Here is a 15,181-nt window from a genome sequence, read left to right on the forward strand (position 1 = left end):
ACTGGTGGTCTGCCTGGGGTTGGCCATGCTTCTGAGTCCCGTCAGTCAGGCCGCAACCCAGGCGGGGGCCCGGGCGGCGTTCGATCCGCTGCTCGAAGAGCATCAATCGTTGTGGTTGCAGGGCGGCCAGCCAGTCGCGGCGCCCGCGCCTGACAGCGACGCCAGCCTCGCGGCAGACCTGACGATACACGCCGCGCTGGATCTGCCCGAGATTCGCCCGCTGCTGCTGCGTTACAGCCGTCAGCATCCTGAGCGCGTGCTGCACTACGTCAATCGCTCCGCCCTGGGACTTGAAGCACAGTACCTGCAGGCACCGCTGACACCGCAGGCGGATCTGATGATCTCCTCGGCCATGGGGCTGCAGTACCGACTCGCCAATCAGGGTCATGCTCTGGCACTCGAGGCCCCCAACCTGAACGCCTGGCCGGCCAACTCACGCTGGCGCAACGAGCTGTATGCGATGAGCTTCGAGCCGATCGTGATGGTGGCACGACGCGATGCGCTCAAGCGCCTGGCGGACCTCGACGGCCTGCGCAATCCCCTCGATGTGCTGCGCAGTCATCGCGACTTCTGGCACCTGCTCGAGACGCGCCGCGAGCAGCTGCGTGGCCGCATCATCAGCTATGACCCGCGCAGCAGCGGCTCCGGCTTTACCTATGCCGTGTCCGATGCCCGGCAATCGCCGCGCTACTGGACGCTGGTCCGCGCCATGGGACAGGCCGATGCCAGGCTGGCCAGCACCACCGGTGCCATGCTCGAGGCGCTGGCCAGCGGCGAGGTGGACATCGCCTATAACCTGGTCGGCCCCTACGCGGTGACCTTTGCCCGCGCCCATCCGGAGCTGGTGGTGATCGTGCCGGAAGACTATGTGCTGATTCAGCGCCGGCTGGCCTTCATACCCCAGCAGGCGCCTCATCCCGAGGCCGGTGAAGCCTTTCTCGACTGGTGGCTGAGTCTGGAGGGCCAGCAGGCGGTGGCCAGCGACAGTCAGCTGGGCGCGCTGCACCCCGAGGTGCGTGGCAAGGGCAGTGCCCAGCATATGCGCGAGCAGCTGGGCGATGCGCTACGCCCGATCGAGATCGGCCCTGGCCTGCTGGCGACACTCGATCGCCTCAAGCAGGCCAGCTTCCTGAGCCGCTGGGTGCTGGAATTCGAGGCACCCGCTCCCGTTGCCGGTGAGGCGAACCTGGGTCAGGGTCAGGGCCAGACCCCGTCAGCAACGCCGCCAGAATTGAACCAATGATCCGTGTCGTCAGGCCTGACTAGCACACCCTCTCTTTCACGGCTCGATCTGCAAAAGGCGCCATTACCGGGCGCGCTGGACACAGGACCGTGCCCATCACGCACAAGGCGCCCCAAGGGGCGCCTTGTGCGTGATGGCATACGGCACTCAATGACATGAGCAGCGGCCTCGGCATCAACGGCCACCGGCATCTCCGCCGCCGTCACCGTCGCCGTCCTCGGCATCCGGTGCGGCCTCACGCAGCCCGGCGTCCTCACGGCCTGCCAGACCATCGGCGGGCTTGCGACGCGCGATCAGCGCGCCACCTTCCCGGTGCTCGCTGCTCTGATACTGCGTACTTTCCGCCTCGCTGCTTTCCAATGAGCCGCTGGCGGGGCGCAATGGCTCCGCCGAGGCGCTGCGCTGCTCGACGAGGCGCTCGGTGCCATCGGCGCGATGCAGCCAGACATCCATCTGCTGGAAGGCGACCTTGAGGCAGTGCTCGCGGAAGCGTGCATCGACCCAGCGATTGATCTCATCGGTGGCGTAGAGGCGATCGGTCAGGTCATTGACGTAGATGCGCAGCTCGAAACCGAAGTTGTCCTGGTTGTAGGTCAGGCAGAATACCAGTGGCTCCGGGTCCTTGAGCACCCGCTTGTTTTCCTGGGCGGCCTGCATCAACAGACGATGCGCCAGATCCAGATCGCTGCCATGGGCGACACCGAAATTGAGCACCACCCGCGTGACGTTGTCCGACAGCGACCAGTTGATCAGCTGGTCGGTAACGAACGTCTTGTTGGGGATGATGATCTCCTTGCGATCGAAATCCGTCACCGTGGTGGCGCGAATCCGGATGCGATTGACCGTACCATGCAGGTTGCCGATGGTGATGGTGTCGCCGATGCGCACCGGGCGCTCGAACAGGATGATCAGGCCCGAGATGAAGTTGGCGAAGATCTCCTGCAGACCGAAGCCCAGCCCGACACTCAACGCCGCCACCAGCCACTGCAGCTTGTCCCAGCTGACGCCCATGCTGCCCAAAGTCATCACGAAACCGGTGGCCATGATCACATAGGACAGCAGCGAGGTGATCGCATAGCTGGAGCCCTGCTTGAGCTCGAGCCGCGACAGGATCGAGACTTCCAGCAGGCCCGGCAGGTTGCGCGCCATCATCACCGCCACGGCGAGGGTGATCATGCCCGCGATCAAATCCGCCAGCGAGATGGGCGTCGCCGAATCGCCCTCGACGGAAGCGGCGATTTCCCACACCACCACGCTGTCGAGATAGCTGAGCACATTGAGCAGATCGGCCCACACCACATAGAAGATCGCCAGGAAGCTGATGACCAGAATCAGCTTCGAGAGACGCAATGACTGGGAGTTGACCTGCTCCATGTCCAGCGGCGGCTCTTCCACCACCTCGACACCGCCTTCGGCGCCCTCCTGGACCTGGGCGCGGCGACGCGCCACGGCGCGACGATACGCCAGTCGCCGCGCGGCGACTGCCAGACCACGCACCACGGTGGCTTCCACCAGAATCCAGGCTCCGAACAGGAAGATGGTGGTGATGAAGCGGCCACACAGGCGCAGCGCGGTGTACTCGTAGCCAAGGCAGATCAGCACGCCCAGCGCCACCGGCACCAGCGCCATCGCAAGACCCAGAATCAGTCGGAACAGCTTGAGGCCGAAGAAGGGGACGTGGGCCAGTATCAGCCGCGACAGACAGAAGCTCATCGCCATCAGGCCCACGAACAGAATGGCTAGCCCCAGCGGACGTTCGAGCAGATTGAGGTCAGCCTCGCTGATGATGTTGGTGGTCAGCACCACCGGCAGCAGCGCGAAGCCCAGCCACCAGATGTGGCGGCGCAGCTCCGCTACGTAGGTGGCCGGCCACTGGAAGTGACGCTCGGCGACGCCGTCCTTGACCAGCAGCCGGCGGAAGATGGCGAAGATGCCCCACGCCAGAGAAAGCTTCAAAAGCGCCTGCCCCAGCGCCCATAGCATGACGCCTTCACCCAGCGACAGCACGCTGCCGACCAGTGCCAGCGCCAGCGCGCCGGGTATGGCCAACAGGACGTTGAGCAGAATGGCGCGTGGCGTATGCAGCTGGGTATCCTGCTTCAGGCGCCCTATCTGGGCGTGCAGATCCGCCAGGCGCGCGCGGATGCGCGAGCGCTTCCAGGTGATGAAGATCAGCAGCAGCAAGCCCGGCAACGCCACCCACAGGTCATTGAGCTGGAAGCCCTTGGACAGCCCTGCCACCACGCCGCGCCAGACGGTGGGCTTGAGCTCTTCGGCAAGCATTTCCGGGGTGCGTGACAGCCATTCCAGATCCAGTGGCTTGCCATTGGCGACCCAGAACAGCTGCTCCTCGATGGTCTGGCGCAGACGTCCGGAGACTTCGAGCAACTGCTGCTGGTTGAGCTGCAGGTCAATGGCACGTGCCAACAGGCTGTCGTATTCCTTGTCGAGCTTGTCGACCAGCTCCTTGCGCGCCTCCAGCTGACCGATCAATGCCTGACGCAGCTCGGCGCTGACCTGGCTGACATCGGCATTGCCGCCGGGGCGCTCCAGCGCCGCGGCCTCGCCCAGCACGTGCGAATTGAGATAGCCCGGAATATCGGCGAGCTGTTCGCGCACCTTGTTGAGCTCGAACTGCTTGAGGCGCAGGTCGGCGATCTCTTCCTTCAAGTCCTTGCGCACATCGACCTGCGGCAGGCGGCTCTGCTGCTCGCGCAGGATACGCGCCAGCAGGACGCTGCCCTTGATGGCCTCGATCTGCTCGCTCATGGTGCGCTCGACCTGGGTGACGCGATCAAGCTGGGTGCGCACCTCCAGCCCATCGCGAATCACGGCGTTGACGCGATCGGTAATCGCCAGCAGCTGGCTGCTGAGCTCGCGGTTGCGGTTGAGTACCTGCTGGAAGATGGGATTGTCGGCCAGCGCGGCGTTCTCGCCACTGGTGGCATCGGCGATGGTCTGCTCGGACTGGTTGCGGCGCTTGTCGTTGACCAGGGTCTGGATCTGCTCCAGGTCCTGCTCCAGATTGGCGATCTGGCGGCTGTAAAGTGTCTTGCGCACCTGGGCCAGCTCACGCAGCAGAGAGCTTGAATTGAGCTCTGAATGGCTCAGTTCGCCACGCGTTTCGGCCAATGCCAGACGGGCCTCGATCAGATCACGACCGGTGCCGGACAGGTCGTCATCGGTGTTGCCACCCAGCTGGGTCTGCAGGCGCTGCACCTGCTGCTGAGCATCGGCCAGGGTCGAGCGCGAACGCTCCGGCAGGCTCTGGGCATTGATCAGGCGCCGGTTGGTGTCGGCCAGCTTGTCCTGCAGGTTCTGCAGCGAGTCCAGGATCGAGGTCATGCGCTTGTCCAGGGCCTCGACCGACTCGCCTTCCAGTGACGCGATGCTGGGTGGGGTGTAATCCTGGGGCAGACGCGCCAGCTCAGCCTGTGCCTTCGCCAGCTCCGCCGGCGCCTCCTTGACCTCATTCTTGAGAGAACTCAGGTTGCTGCTGGCCTCGGCGAGGTCGTCCAGCACCGTCAGGGTATCCTTGAGGTCCGCGATACGCTGACGCGTGTCGGCATCCGGCTTCTCGACGCTCTGCAGGTCTTCAAGCTGAGTCTGGACATCAGCACGCTTCGGGGCGTCCGCACTGGCCGTGGCCGGCACCCAGGCCAGCAGCACCATCAGCAGCAAGGCGCCTGCCAACATCATCAGTCTCAAGGACTTGTTACCTGTCACAGCTGTCTCCTCAATGGTCACCACCGCGCTTTTTCATCGGCTCCACTGCCCCGCCTGGCCGCCGTCAGCCATGCAGGATGACATCGTGACAGGTCGCAAACGCGGGCAAGGGCCGCATTGTCGACTGGCGCTGCATCCCACGCAATCCTTGTCGGCAAACGTCTGCCAGCGGCGCCCAGCATAGGATGAGAGGGAGAATGAACGAGAGAGCGAAGTGAAGAATGAAGCAAAGAATGACAGGATGGAAAAGCGGTGCTTTCAGGCCAGCGTGAGCGGCATGCATCGTCGCATCGAGGCGACGCACCTGTCGGAATCTTCGTGCTGGAACCGGACACTGCGCCGCCAGTAGAATGGCAGACATGTCATGAACATTGCTCCATAATGCCCTGCTCCCCCGCCGCGGTGTAACCGACAGGATACTTCCATGCCCCTCCGCCTTGCCTCCATCGGATTCCGGTCCGTCCCTGCACGCCTCTCGGGAGTGCTGGCCACAGTACTGCTGGGTGCTGCCGCACCTGCAGCAGCCGACGTGCCCTACACCATGGATACCGAGGGACGCGTAGTACTGGTCAACGGCAAGCGCTTCGCTCCCGAAGCACTGGGCATGACTGCCGCCCAGGCCCGTGCGGGTGCCATGAGCCAGACCGAGTGGCGCGAACTGGCAGCTTCTGCGCCGGACACGGCGCAGGACGTCGAGAGTGACCCGCGTACCGAGCAGGTATTCCTCTCCAACCGGGACGATGCGGATTACGACCGCTACTCGGCGGAAGCGGCCGAGACCGAGCGGGCACAAGGCCAGAGCGCTGACGCGCCCCTCGATGAAAGCCTGGCTCAGCAGCGTGCCAAGGAGCGTGTCGTTCTTGAGGACGATGCCGAGAAGAATCCGCTGGCCATCACCGCCTACAAGCGCAATTACCTGCTGCCCTGGGCCTACAACACCAACCCGGATGCCAATGGCTTTGCCGAAGTCACCCGGGAAGGCGAGGTGGACAAGACCGAGGTGAAATATCAGCTCAGCCTCAAGGTCGAGCTGATGGATGACATCTTCGGTGACAATGGCGACGTGTTCTTCGCCTATACCCAGCGCAGCTGGTGGCAGGCCTACAACTCCGATGCCTCGGCGCCGTTCCGCGAGACCAATTACGAGCCGGAAGCCTTCCTGCAGTTCGACAATCGTTATGAGCTGTTCGGCTGGACCAATACCCGCAACCGCATCGGTTTCGCGCATCAGTCCAATGGCCGTTCCGACCCCTTGTCGCGCAGCTGGAACCGCGTCTACGCCGACATGATGTTCCAGAACGGCGACTGGGCCATCGCGGTCACGCCGCACTGGCGCGTGCCGGAGGAGTCCGACGAAGACGACAACCCGGACCTCTACAACTACATCGGCTACGGCGACATCACGGTCGGCTATACCGCGGATCAGCACGAATTCACCTGGATGGTGCGTGGCAACCCCTCCAAGGGCAATTACGGCAACCAGCTCGACTACTCCTTCCCGCTGTTCGGCAAGGTACGTGGCTACGTGCAGTACTACCACGGCTACGGTGAGAGCCTGATCGACTACGACCACAGCGTGAATCGCTTTGGCCTGGGCTTCTCGATCAATACCTTCTTCGCCGGCTCGCCAGAGACCTGATCAAAGAGACCTGATCAAAGAGACCTGATCCAGAAGTTCTGATCAAAGAGTGCTGACGCAAGCACTCGCATGACCCTCCCGCAACGGGCAGCCCAGGCTGCCCGTCTTGCCATCTGCCCCGCCCGTAGGCGCCGCCCATGTGGACCACCGCTCATGTGGACCGCCCATATGAATCCAATGGCACGCCCATGATCCAGATCATGTCTCCCGCATATGACATGGCGATATCGTGCTCTGTGCGTATCTTGCCCTTGTGTTTGTCGCGTTCGACCCCCACGACTTGTGCATGACCACGCAAGACGCGTCATGACGACGTGCTGACGATGCTTGCAGGAAGTCTCGCGCAAGCGGATTCAGGTCATGCCCTGCCGCCTGCGGCGCCCCAGGGAAGAGAGAGTTCGAGAGTCAAGCGCAGACAACACCGCGCTCACCATTCGCGAAATCTGATTCGACATACGGGAAGGAGTTACACCATGGCTATGCAAAAGATCGGCGATCACACCACTTCCGCGACCGGTGCCAACACCGACCAGCTGAAGGAAGATCTGCGCCATCTGTCCCAGACCGTCGAGGAACTGCTGCACGCCTCGGCTGAAGATTCCCGCGAGAGCATGAAGGAAGCCCGCGCCCGCGCCCAGACTCGCCTGGAAGCTACCCGCGCCCGCCTCAGTGCACAGGGCGATCGTCTCGCCGCTGGCGCGCGCGAATCCGTGGACTGCGCTGATCGCTACGTGCACGACAACCCGTGGACCAGTGTCGGTATCGGCGCGGCCGCCGGTGTCGTCGTCGGCATGCTGCTTGGCCGTCGCTGATGCAGGAGCAAGGGCCGGTTGAACGCGTACTTGGCGCCATCCGACGTCTGACTGCGAGCCTGGTCGAGAGTGGCGAGACGCGCTTGCGTCTCGCCGTGCTGGAGCTCGAGGAAGAACGCGAACGGCTGTTCGTGATGCTGCTGCTGTCGGGTATCGCCCTGATGCTGATCTGCTTCGGCATCGGCCTGGCGATACTGCTGGTGGTCGTGGCCTTCTGGGATACCCATCGCCTGCTGGCCATCGCTCTGAGCGGCGGGGTCCTGCTGGCATTGGGGGGATTGATCGCCTGGCGCGTCAAGGTGATCGCTTCCCAGCGCAGTCTGCTGCGCTCCACGCTCAGCAACCTGAGCCGTGACAGCGACAGCCTCAAGGATGTGCGTGCTGACGCACTGGAGCGCCAGCGCCAACGCGAAAACCATTGATGCCCCGCTTGCCAGTGCCTGCCAAGGAGGCGAGATGAGTTCTTCCAGACAATCCCTCGCGCGACGCGAGCCGGCGCTACCTCCCGTACAGGGCAACGGACGTCGGTCAGCCCATCCGCGTGACGCCAAACGTGCGGAACTCGAAGCACGCATCAGTCAGCAGCGCCTCGATGTCAGCCATGCGATGCGCGAACTCAAGGAGGCCACCGCCCCCATCGACCGCGGCTGGGCCAAGGTCCAGCAATACCGCGGCCCGTTGGTGCTGGTGGGCGGTCTGATCGCGGCGCGGGGCGGTTTCCGGCCAAAGAAGGGCCTGAGCCTGCTCAAGCGCGGCCTGATGGGCTGGGTGATGATTCGCCGACTGAGAATATTGTTCGACAAGTAATCACGATACATACCGAAAGCCCCGCCACCTGGCACTCAGGTGGCGGGGCTTTTTTCGTCATTGCGACGTGCAGCTCCGTGAATCCTACCGCGATCAAGCGCTGCGGCTGTCACGCTTGAGCAGATACACGCCCAGATAGAGCACCGCGAAGATCAGCCCCAGCACGGCGGCGGCGCCGAAGACATTGCTGCCGTCACCGGGCAGGAACTCCAGGAAGGACGTCAGGAACTGTCCCAGGAAGATCGCCATCGTCAGGTAGGAGAGATTGCGACCGCGCACCGAGGCGTGGCTGCGCTCCACCGTCATGTGGTTGAGCAAGGGGATCGAGAAGCCGAAGCCCATGCCGGACAAGACAGCACCGACACTCATCAGCGTCATGTTCTCGGCCTGCTGGAAGACGAACAGGCTGGCGGCATACAGCAGGAAGGCAAGTGCCAGCGTCGGTATCTCGCGCAAGGCACGTGAGACCTTCGGCATCAGCATGGCCGCCACCACCGCGACCAGCGAGATCGCCGCCAGGAAGATGCCGGTCGAGGCCTCGTTCAGCCCCAGCAGGCTCAGGCGCTTGGGCAGCATGACGATGGCGGTGAAGAACAGGGTCATGGCCATGGCCGCCGCCAGATAGACACTGGTGAGCGAAGCTGACAGCGCCTGCTGACCCGACTTGCCAGCCGTTTCCTCAGGGGCTGCAGGTGACTGCCTGGGCACCATCATCCACAGCATGACCAGCAGTAGCCAGGCCAGCAGGTAGAGCAGGAAAGGCAGCTGCCAGGCGATACCCGCCAGCACTCCACTGACGAACAGGAAGATCACGCCGCCAAGTTCGATGGACATGCCCTGCTGGGCGATCATCGCCAGACGTGCATGGCCGTGATACCACTCGGAGATCAGCGTGGTGCCGCCCGCCATGACCACTGCGGTCACGCCACCGAGCAGAATGCGATCGGCGAACACGACGACGGTGCCTTCCAGCAGGGCACCGCCTGCCCCCAGCAGACCATACAGAAACAGCCCGCCTGTCAGTGCACGATAGGCGCCGATGCGATCGATCATGCGCCCGGCGATGGGCGCGAACAGCACGGCACCCAGCGACGGCAGGGTAATCAGCCAGCTGGCATGGCTTTCCACCTCAAGCGCCGAGGCGATGCTCAGAAGCCCCGGCGCGACCACGGTTCCCACCATGATGGTCAGACAGGCGATGGCCAGCAGCGTGAAACGCCCGCCGCCAGAAAGTGATCGAGAGGAATCGCGCGTATCCTGCGCGATTCCTCGGGAAGTTGATGTCGTCATATCGGCTCCACTCGGAAACAGGACCCTCCTGTCAGACGCTACGCGCCCCGCCCCCTCGCTTGCTTGCGTGCTCGCGAGACAAGACCAGCGGCAGGCAGCCAGAGGCAGGAGACAAGGCGAGACGGCAGAGACTGGTGAAGGGAGGTTTGGCAGGCCTTCAGACTAGCGAGTGCAGGCTTATAATAGAAATGACAATACTTGATATGACTTATACTGACTGAACATCAATCAGCCACAAGGGCCGGCATGGAACTCCGCACACTGAAAACCTTCGTCTCGGTGGCGACACACAGAAGCTTCTCGGCCGCCGCCCGCGAGCTGCATACCGTGCAACCCGCCATCAGCCGCCAGATCGCCGACCTCGAAGCCGAGCTGGGCGTCAAGCTGCTATGGCGCAATACGCGGGAAGTGAAGATGACGGCACCGGGGGAGGCATTGCTGGAAGAAGCGCAGCGCATGCTGGTGCTGGAGGCGCAGGCACGCAAGCGCGTGGCGATGGCCGCCAACGGCCAGACCGGCACGCTGCGCATCGGCTACATGAGCTCGGCCTGCGCGAGCTTCGTGCCCGGCCTGATGCACGACTTCGCCACAGACCATCCCGAGGTCAGCCTGTCATTGCATGAGATGAGCGCCCAGCAGCAGCTGGATGCCTTCGCGCGTGACGAGATCGACATCGGCCTGTCGCGCCCGCTGCCCAGCGAGCAGCGTGACAGCCTGACCACCGTGGCCGTCTATGAGGATAGGCTGATGGCGGTCGTGCCCGAGGGGCATCGCCTAGCGCACCGCAAGCGACTGGCTCTCAGCGAGCTTGCGCAGGAGGATTTCGTGCTGTTTCAGCGCGGGCAGGCGACGGGGCTGTTCGATCAGATCATCAGTGCCTGCGGCGATGCCGGCTTCTCGCCCCGCATCCAGCGCCAACCGGCCTTGATGCAGACGCTGCTCAGTGAGGTCGCGGCCGGTCTGGGCATCGCCATCGCGCCCGGCTGCATCCGCCGCCTGCAGCGCGATGGCTGCCAGTTCATCCCCCTGCGCCCGGCACTCGGCGCGGTACCGCTTGAGCTGCACTACCCGACCATACCGGTCCGCCCGGTGATCGAGGCCTTCGTCGCGCTGGTGGAGCAACGCCTGCCCGTCATCCGCCAGCAGATGGCGTGAGACGCAGCCAGTGGCGAGAAGGTGCTGGTCAGCAGTTCAGGCCGCAGGCCACCGCCGAGGACCACGCCCACTGGAAGTTGTAGCCACCCAGTTCGCCGGTCACATCCAGCACCTCGCCGATGAAGGCCAGCTGCGGCAGATCGCGCACGCTGAAGCTGCTCTATTTTCTATGACGATCTATATTATAGAAGCTCAATACGTCCTAAAACATGTATACTATGATATAAAAATAGAATACATATCATAACTCATCTTACAATTAAGTATCTTTAAGGAAAACATGGAAACAAATAAAGTCACAAGTTTTTCTGAGTACATACACCTAATAGAGTCTTTAGACAATGAATCTGAATTAATTTTATTTAGAGGGCAACCTGTCAAAGGCAATCTACTACCCAGCGTATGTAGAGAAAATTACAAAAAAGATACAACTGAAGCAGAGAAAGAGACGCTTAGAGAGTTACGTAGAATGGGAGGTTCATTAATCACAGAAAGAGATATGTCGGATTGGGATTTGCTTGTAGTGGCACAGCATTTTGGGCTAAAAACTCGTTTACTTGACTGGTCAAGTAATCCTTTAGCTGCTTTATGGTTTGCATGCTCTAATAATAGTAAATCCGATGCGTACGTGTACGTACTTTATGCTGAAAAATATTTACATGGGACGGAAAAAAGCCCTTTCGAGGTTGGAGCAACTAGAGTCTTCCGCCCCACGCTAAACAATCCTCGCATTGTTGCTCAACATGGATGGTTTACTTCACACAAATATTCAAAAAAAACAAAATCATTTGTAGCACTTGAAAAAAACAAGGATATAAAACAATCAGTAATAGAGATCACCATACCAAATGAAAATAAATCAAAGATGCTCAAAGCTCTAGACAGGCATGGCGTAAACAGCTATACCCTCTTTCCTGATCTTGAAGGCTTATGCAAATATCTTAATGGCCGCCATGATATATAAATATATATCATGGCGTAATGAGCATTAGGTGCTGGTCAGCAGTTCAGGCCGCAGGCCACCGCCGAAGACCACGCCCACTGGAAGTTGTAGCCACCCAGTTCGCCGGTGACATCCAGCACCTCGCCGATGAAGGCCAGCTGCGGCAGATCGCGCACACTGAAGTCCTTCTGCGAGATGGCATCGGTGACCACGCCCCCCATGGTGACCTCGGCGGTGCGCCAGCCTTCGGTACCCGCGGGCTTGAGCTGCCAGTGATTGAGCGCCTTGGCCAGCTGTTCAAGACGTGCATTGGAGAGCTCGGCCAGACTGCGCTCGCTGATGCGGCCGGCATCGGCGTCCTGCCATTCGATCAGTGATTGGGCGAGACGCTTGGGCAGACGTTCGCCCAGCCAGGGGCCGATCTGGCGCTTGGGGTGTTGCTCACGCAGGGCCAGCAGCTCCGCATAGGCGTCCGTACCTGGCAGCAGATCGATGCTCAACGGCTGTCCCGGTGTCCACCAGCTGGAGGCCTGCAGCATCGCCGGGCCGGAAAGCCCGCGGTGGGTGATCAGCATCGGTTCGCGATAATGGCCCTTGCCCGCCGTCACGCTCACGTCACAGGCCAGCCCGGACAGCGGCGACAGGCGCTCCTTCCACTGCGAGGTCAGCGTGAACGGCACCAGCGCGGCATAGGTATCGGTGACCTCGAGCCCGAACTGGCGCGCGATGTCGTAGCCGAAGCCTGTCGCGCCCAGCGTCGGGATCGACATGCCACCGGTCGCCACCACCACGCGCCCTGCCGTATGCGTACCATTGCTGGTCTCGACCCGCATGCCCTCGCCCGCGCGCTCAAGCGAGGTGATGCGCGTGCTGAGGCGAATCTCCGCCCCGGCCCACTCACACTCCGTCATCAGGATCGCCAGCAGGTCCTTGGCGGAATCGGCGCAGAACAGCTGCCCCGGCTTCTTCTCGACGTGCTCCAGCCCATGGCGCTCGACCAGCTCAAGGAAGTGATGCGGCGTGTAGCGCTTGAGCGCCGAGATGCAGAAGTGCGGATTGCGCGAGAAGAAGTTGGCGGGGCCGGCATCCAGATTGGTGAAGTTGCAGCGTCCACCGCCCGACATCAGGATCTTCTTGCCCGCCTTGTTGGCATGGTCCAGCACCAGCACGCGCTTGCCCTGATAGCCTGCCGTGGCGGCACACATCAGGCCTGCCGCGCCTGCGCCGATGATGATGACGTCATATGTGGCCATGCGGGACACTCCGTGAAGCGAGGAAAAGAAAGGAAATCGGCTGTGCAGACACAGGCGGGCCGGCATTCTACCAGAAGCCTGCCGCAGCCAGCGGCCGGACATGAAAACACGACACCCCCACCGTCAGAGACGATGAGGGTGTCTTGTCAGACCGGACAGACTAGCCAGTCACGGCGCGTCTCAGACGATGACGCCCTGGCTGCGCAGGTAGTCATCGTAGGTGCCGGAGAAGTCGACCACGCCATCGGCCTTCAGCTCGATGATGCGGGTGGCCAGCGAGCCGACGAATTCACGGTCGTGGCTGACGAAGATCAGGGTGCCCGGGTAGTTTTCCAGCGCGAGGTTGAGCGCCTCGATGGATTCCATGTCCAGGTGGTTGGTCGGCTCATCCATCACCAGCACGTTGGGCTGCTTGAGGATCAGCTTGCCGAACAGCATGCGGCCCTGCTCGCCACCGGAGATGACCTTGACCGACTTCTGGATGTCATCATTGGAGAACAGCATGCGACCCAGGGTGCCACGCACGACCTGCTCACCGCCGCCGGTCCACTGCGCCATCCAGTCATAAAGGCTCATGTCGTTGGCGAAGTCATGGGCGTGGTCCTGCGCGTAGTAGCCGACGTCCGCGGCGTCGGTCCACTTCACTTCACCGGCGTCCGGGTGCATCTCGCCGACCAGGGTGCGCAGCAGCGTGGTCTTGCCGATGCCGTTCGGGCCGATGATGGCGACACGCTCACCGGCGGCGACCGTGAAGCTGAAGTTCTCGAACAGGGTGTTGCCGTCGAAGCCCTTGGAGAGCTTGTCGATCATCACCGCGTTGTTGTGGACCTTCTTGGTCTGCTCGAAGCGGATGAACGGGCTGACGCGTGAGGACGGCTTGATCTCGTTGAGCTGGATCTTGTCGATCTGCTTGGCACGCGAGGTCGCCTGCTTGGCCTTGGAGGCGTTGGCGGAGAAGCGGCTGACGAAGGACTGCAGCTCGGCGATCTGCGCCTTCTTCTTGGCGTTGTCGGCCTGCAGCTGTTCACGCGCCTGGGTGGCGGCGGTCATGTACTCGTCGTAGTTGCCCGGGAACAGACGCAGCTCACCGTAATCCAGGTCCGCCATATGGGTGCAGACACTGTTCAGGAAGTGACGGTCGTGCGAGATGATGATCATGGTGCTGGACCGCGCGGTCAGCACGCCTTCCAGCCAGCGGATGGTGTTGATGTCCAGGTGGTTGGTCGGCTCATCGAGCAGCAGGACGTCAGGATCGGAAAACAGCGCCTGCGCCAGCAGCACGCGCAGCTTCCAGCCCGGCGCGACTTCACTCATCGGCCCCAGGTGCTGCTCGATGGGGATATCGAGGCCCATCAGCAGCTCACCGGCACGCGCTTCGGCGGTGTAGCCGTCAAGCTCGGCGAATTCGACTTCGAGGTCGGCGACCTTCATGCCGTCTTCCTCGCTCATCTCCGGCAGCGAGTAGATGCGGTCACGCTCGGCCTTGACCACGGCCAGACGCTCGTGGCCCATGATGACGGTGTCGAGCACCGTGTATTCCTCATAGGCGAACTGGTCCTGACGTAGCTTGCCCAGACGGATGTTGGGCTCGAGCATGACGTGACCACCCGACGGCTCCAGATCGCCACCGAGAATCTTCATCATGGTCGACTTGCCGCAGCCGTTGGCACCGATCAGGCCGTAGCGATTGCCACGCCCGAACTTGGCGGAGACGTCTTCAAACAGCGGCTTGGCACCGAACTGCATGGTGAGATTGGCGGTAGAGATCACGAGGGAATATCCGTTTGAAATGAAAAAGGTGGGCGGTGACGAAGCGTCACGCTGGCGCCGGGAAATACGGGGGCCGCAAAGGCCTGGCAGGCATCAGCCGCGGAAGAAGACTTCCAGCAGGTGATAGCCGAACTTGCTCTTCAGCGGCCCCTGCAGGGTATTGAGCGGGCCCTTGAAGATGGCGCGATCAATGCCGCCGACCATCTGGCCAGGGCGCACTTCGCCCAGGTCACCGCCCTGCTTGCCGGAGGGACAGGTGGAGTGCTTCTTCGCCAGTTTCTCGAACGGCTGGCCGCGCTCCAGTGACTGCTTGAGACGCTGCGCCTCGGCCTCGGTCTTCACCAGAATGTGGCGTGCCATGGCAATACGAGCCATCTCGTGTCCTCTTGCAGGCGGAATCGGTCTTGCCCCACGCCATCTTATGCCCCGGATATCCCGGAAGCAGGCCCGACGTCACCCGACCACGTCCCTGACGACATGACAGTCGTCATGACGCGGGATCATGCGTTCGGGGAAGGTGAGACAGGCGATGGGGTGAGTCTG

12 protein-coding genes and 1 pseudogene are annotated in these 15,181 nt (G+C 62.2%); 7 read left to right on the forward strand and 6 right to left on the reverse strand.

Annotated features, from left to right (window positions below; genetic code table 11):
* Positions 1-25 precede the first annotated feature (25 nt).
* Entirely contained in the window at positions 26-1,243 is a 1,218-nt protein-coding gene (locus F8A90_RS13950) for an ABC transporter substrate-binding protein (RefSeq protein WP_200017513.1), read from the forward strand.
* 174 nt (positions 1,244-1,417) lie between these two features.
* Here F8A90_RS13950 and mscK read toward each other — a convergent pair whose 3' ends face one another.
* Positions 1,418-4,969 (reverse strand): mechanosensitive channel MscK, encoded by a 3,552-nt coding sequence (gene mscK / locus F8A90_RS13955; protein WP_233593341.1) that lies wholly within the window; start codon positions 4,967-4,969, stop codon positions 1,418-1,420.
* Positions 4,970-5,393: 424 nt separating this feature from the next.
* Here mscK and F8A90_RS13960 point away from each other — a divergent pair, with 424 nt between their 5' ends.
* The 4 genes from F8A90_RS13960 to F8A90_RS13975 all read left to right on the forward strand — a co-directional run bounded on the left by F8A90_RS13960 (position 5,394) and on the right by F8A90_RS13975 (position 8,227).
* Positions 5,394-6,608, forward strand: coding sequence for a phospholipase A (locus F8A90_RS13960; RefSeq protein ID WP_233593342.1), 1,215 nt, complete (start codon positions 5,394-5,396; stop codon positions 6,606-6,608).
* 473 nt (positions 6,609-7,081) lie between these two features.
* Positions 7,082-7,420, forward strand: coding sequence for a DUF883 family protein (locus F8A90_RS13965; protein ID WP_082388358.1), 339 nt, complete (start codon positions 7,082-7,084; stop codon positions 7,418-7,420).
* Entirely contained in the window at positions 7,420-7,842 is a 423-nt protein-coding gene (locus F8A90_RS13970) for a phage holin family protein (RefSeq protein WP_166018946.1), read from the forward strand. Before F8A90_RS13965 ends, F8A90_RS13970 begins: the two co-directional genes overlap by 1 nt.
* A gap of 34 nt (positions 7,843-7,876) precedes the next feature.
* On the forward strand, positions 7,877-8,227 hold the full coding sequence (locus tag F8A90_RS13975) for a YqjK-like family protein (protein WP_166018947.1): 351 nt from the start codon (positions 7,877-7,879) through the stop codon (positions 8,225-8,227).
* A gap of 93 nt (positions 8,228-8,320) precedes the next feature.
* On the opposite strand, the gene F8A90_RS13980 is transcribed toward F8A90_RS13975, so the two are convergent.
* A complete protein-coding gene (locus F8A90_RS13980; protein ID WP_200017514.1) occupies positions 8,321-9,517 on the reverse strand; it encodes an MFS transporter in 1,197 nt (398 codons plus the stop codon).
* A gap of 246 nt (positions 9,518-9,763) precedes the next feature.
* Here F8A90_RS13980 and F8A90_RS13985 point away from each other — a divergent pair, with 246 nt between their 5' ends.
* Positions 9,764-10,672, forward strand: a complete 909-nt coding sequence (locus tag F8A90_RS13985; RefSeq protein ID WP_200017515.1) for a LysR family transcriptional regulator — start codon at positions 9,764-9,766, stop codon at positions 10,670-10,672.
* A 28-nt stretch (positions 10,673-10,700) separates the two neighbouring features.
* On the opposite strand, the pseudogene F8A90_RS13990 reads toward F8A90_RS13985, so the two are convergent.
* Positions 10,701-10,829: pseudogene (locus tag F8A90_RS13990) on the reverse strand (NAD(P)/FAD-dependent oxidoreductase); the annotation flags it as partial.
* Positions 10,830-10,952: 123 nt separating this feature from the next.
* On the opposite strand from F8A90_RS13990, the gene F8A90_RS13995 reads away from it, so the two are divergent.
* The gene (locus F8A90_RS13995) at positions 10,953-11,636 is read left to right on the forward strand and encodes an FRG domain-containing protein (RefSeq protein WP_200017516.1); all 684 of its coding nucleotides are present in this window, start codon (positions 10,953-10,955) and stop codon (positions 11,634-11,636) included.
* A gap of 35 nt (positions 11,637-11,671) precedes the next feature.
* On the opposite strand, the gene F8A90_RS14000 is transcribed toward F8A90_RS13995, so the two are convergent.
* The 3 genes from F8A90_RS14000 to F8A90_RS14010 all read right to left on the reverse strand — a co-directional run bounded on the left by F8A90_RS14000 (position 11,672) and on the right by F8A90_RS14010 (position 15,013).
* A complete protein-coding gene (locus F8A90_RS14000; protein ID WP_200017517.1) occupies positions 11,672-12,868 on the reverse strand; it encodes an NAD(P)/FAD-dependent oxidoreductase in 1,197 nt (398 codons plus the stop codon).
* A gap of 180 nt (positions 12,869-13,048) precedes the next feature.
* Positions 13,049-14,638: an ABC-F family ATPase gene (locus tag F8A90_RS14005; protein ID WP_043333876.1), complete on the reverse strand. Its 1,590-nt coding sequence runs from the start codon at positions 14,636-14,638 to the stop codon at positions 13,049-13,051.
* A gap of 93 nt (positions 14,639-14,731) precedes the next feature.
* Positions 14,732-15,013, reverse strand: coding sequence for a peptidylprolyl isomerase (locus tag F8A90_RS14010; RefSeq protein WP_043333877.1), 282 nt, complete (start codon positions 15,011-15,013; stop codon positions 14,732-14,734).
* Positions 15,014-15,181: the final 168 nt, after the last annotated feature.

Source organism: Cobetia sp. cqz5-12 (assembly GCF_016495405.1).
Lineage (GTDB): Bacteria > Pseudomonadota > Gammaproteobacteria > Pseudomonadales > Halomonadaceae > Cobetia.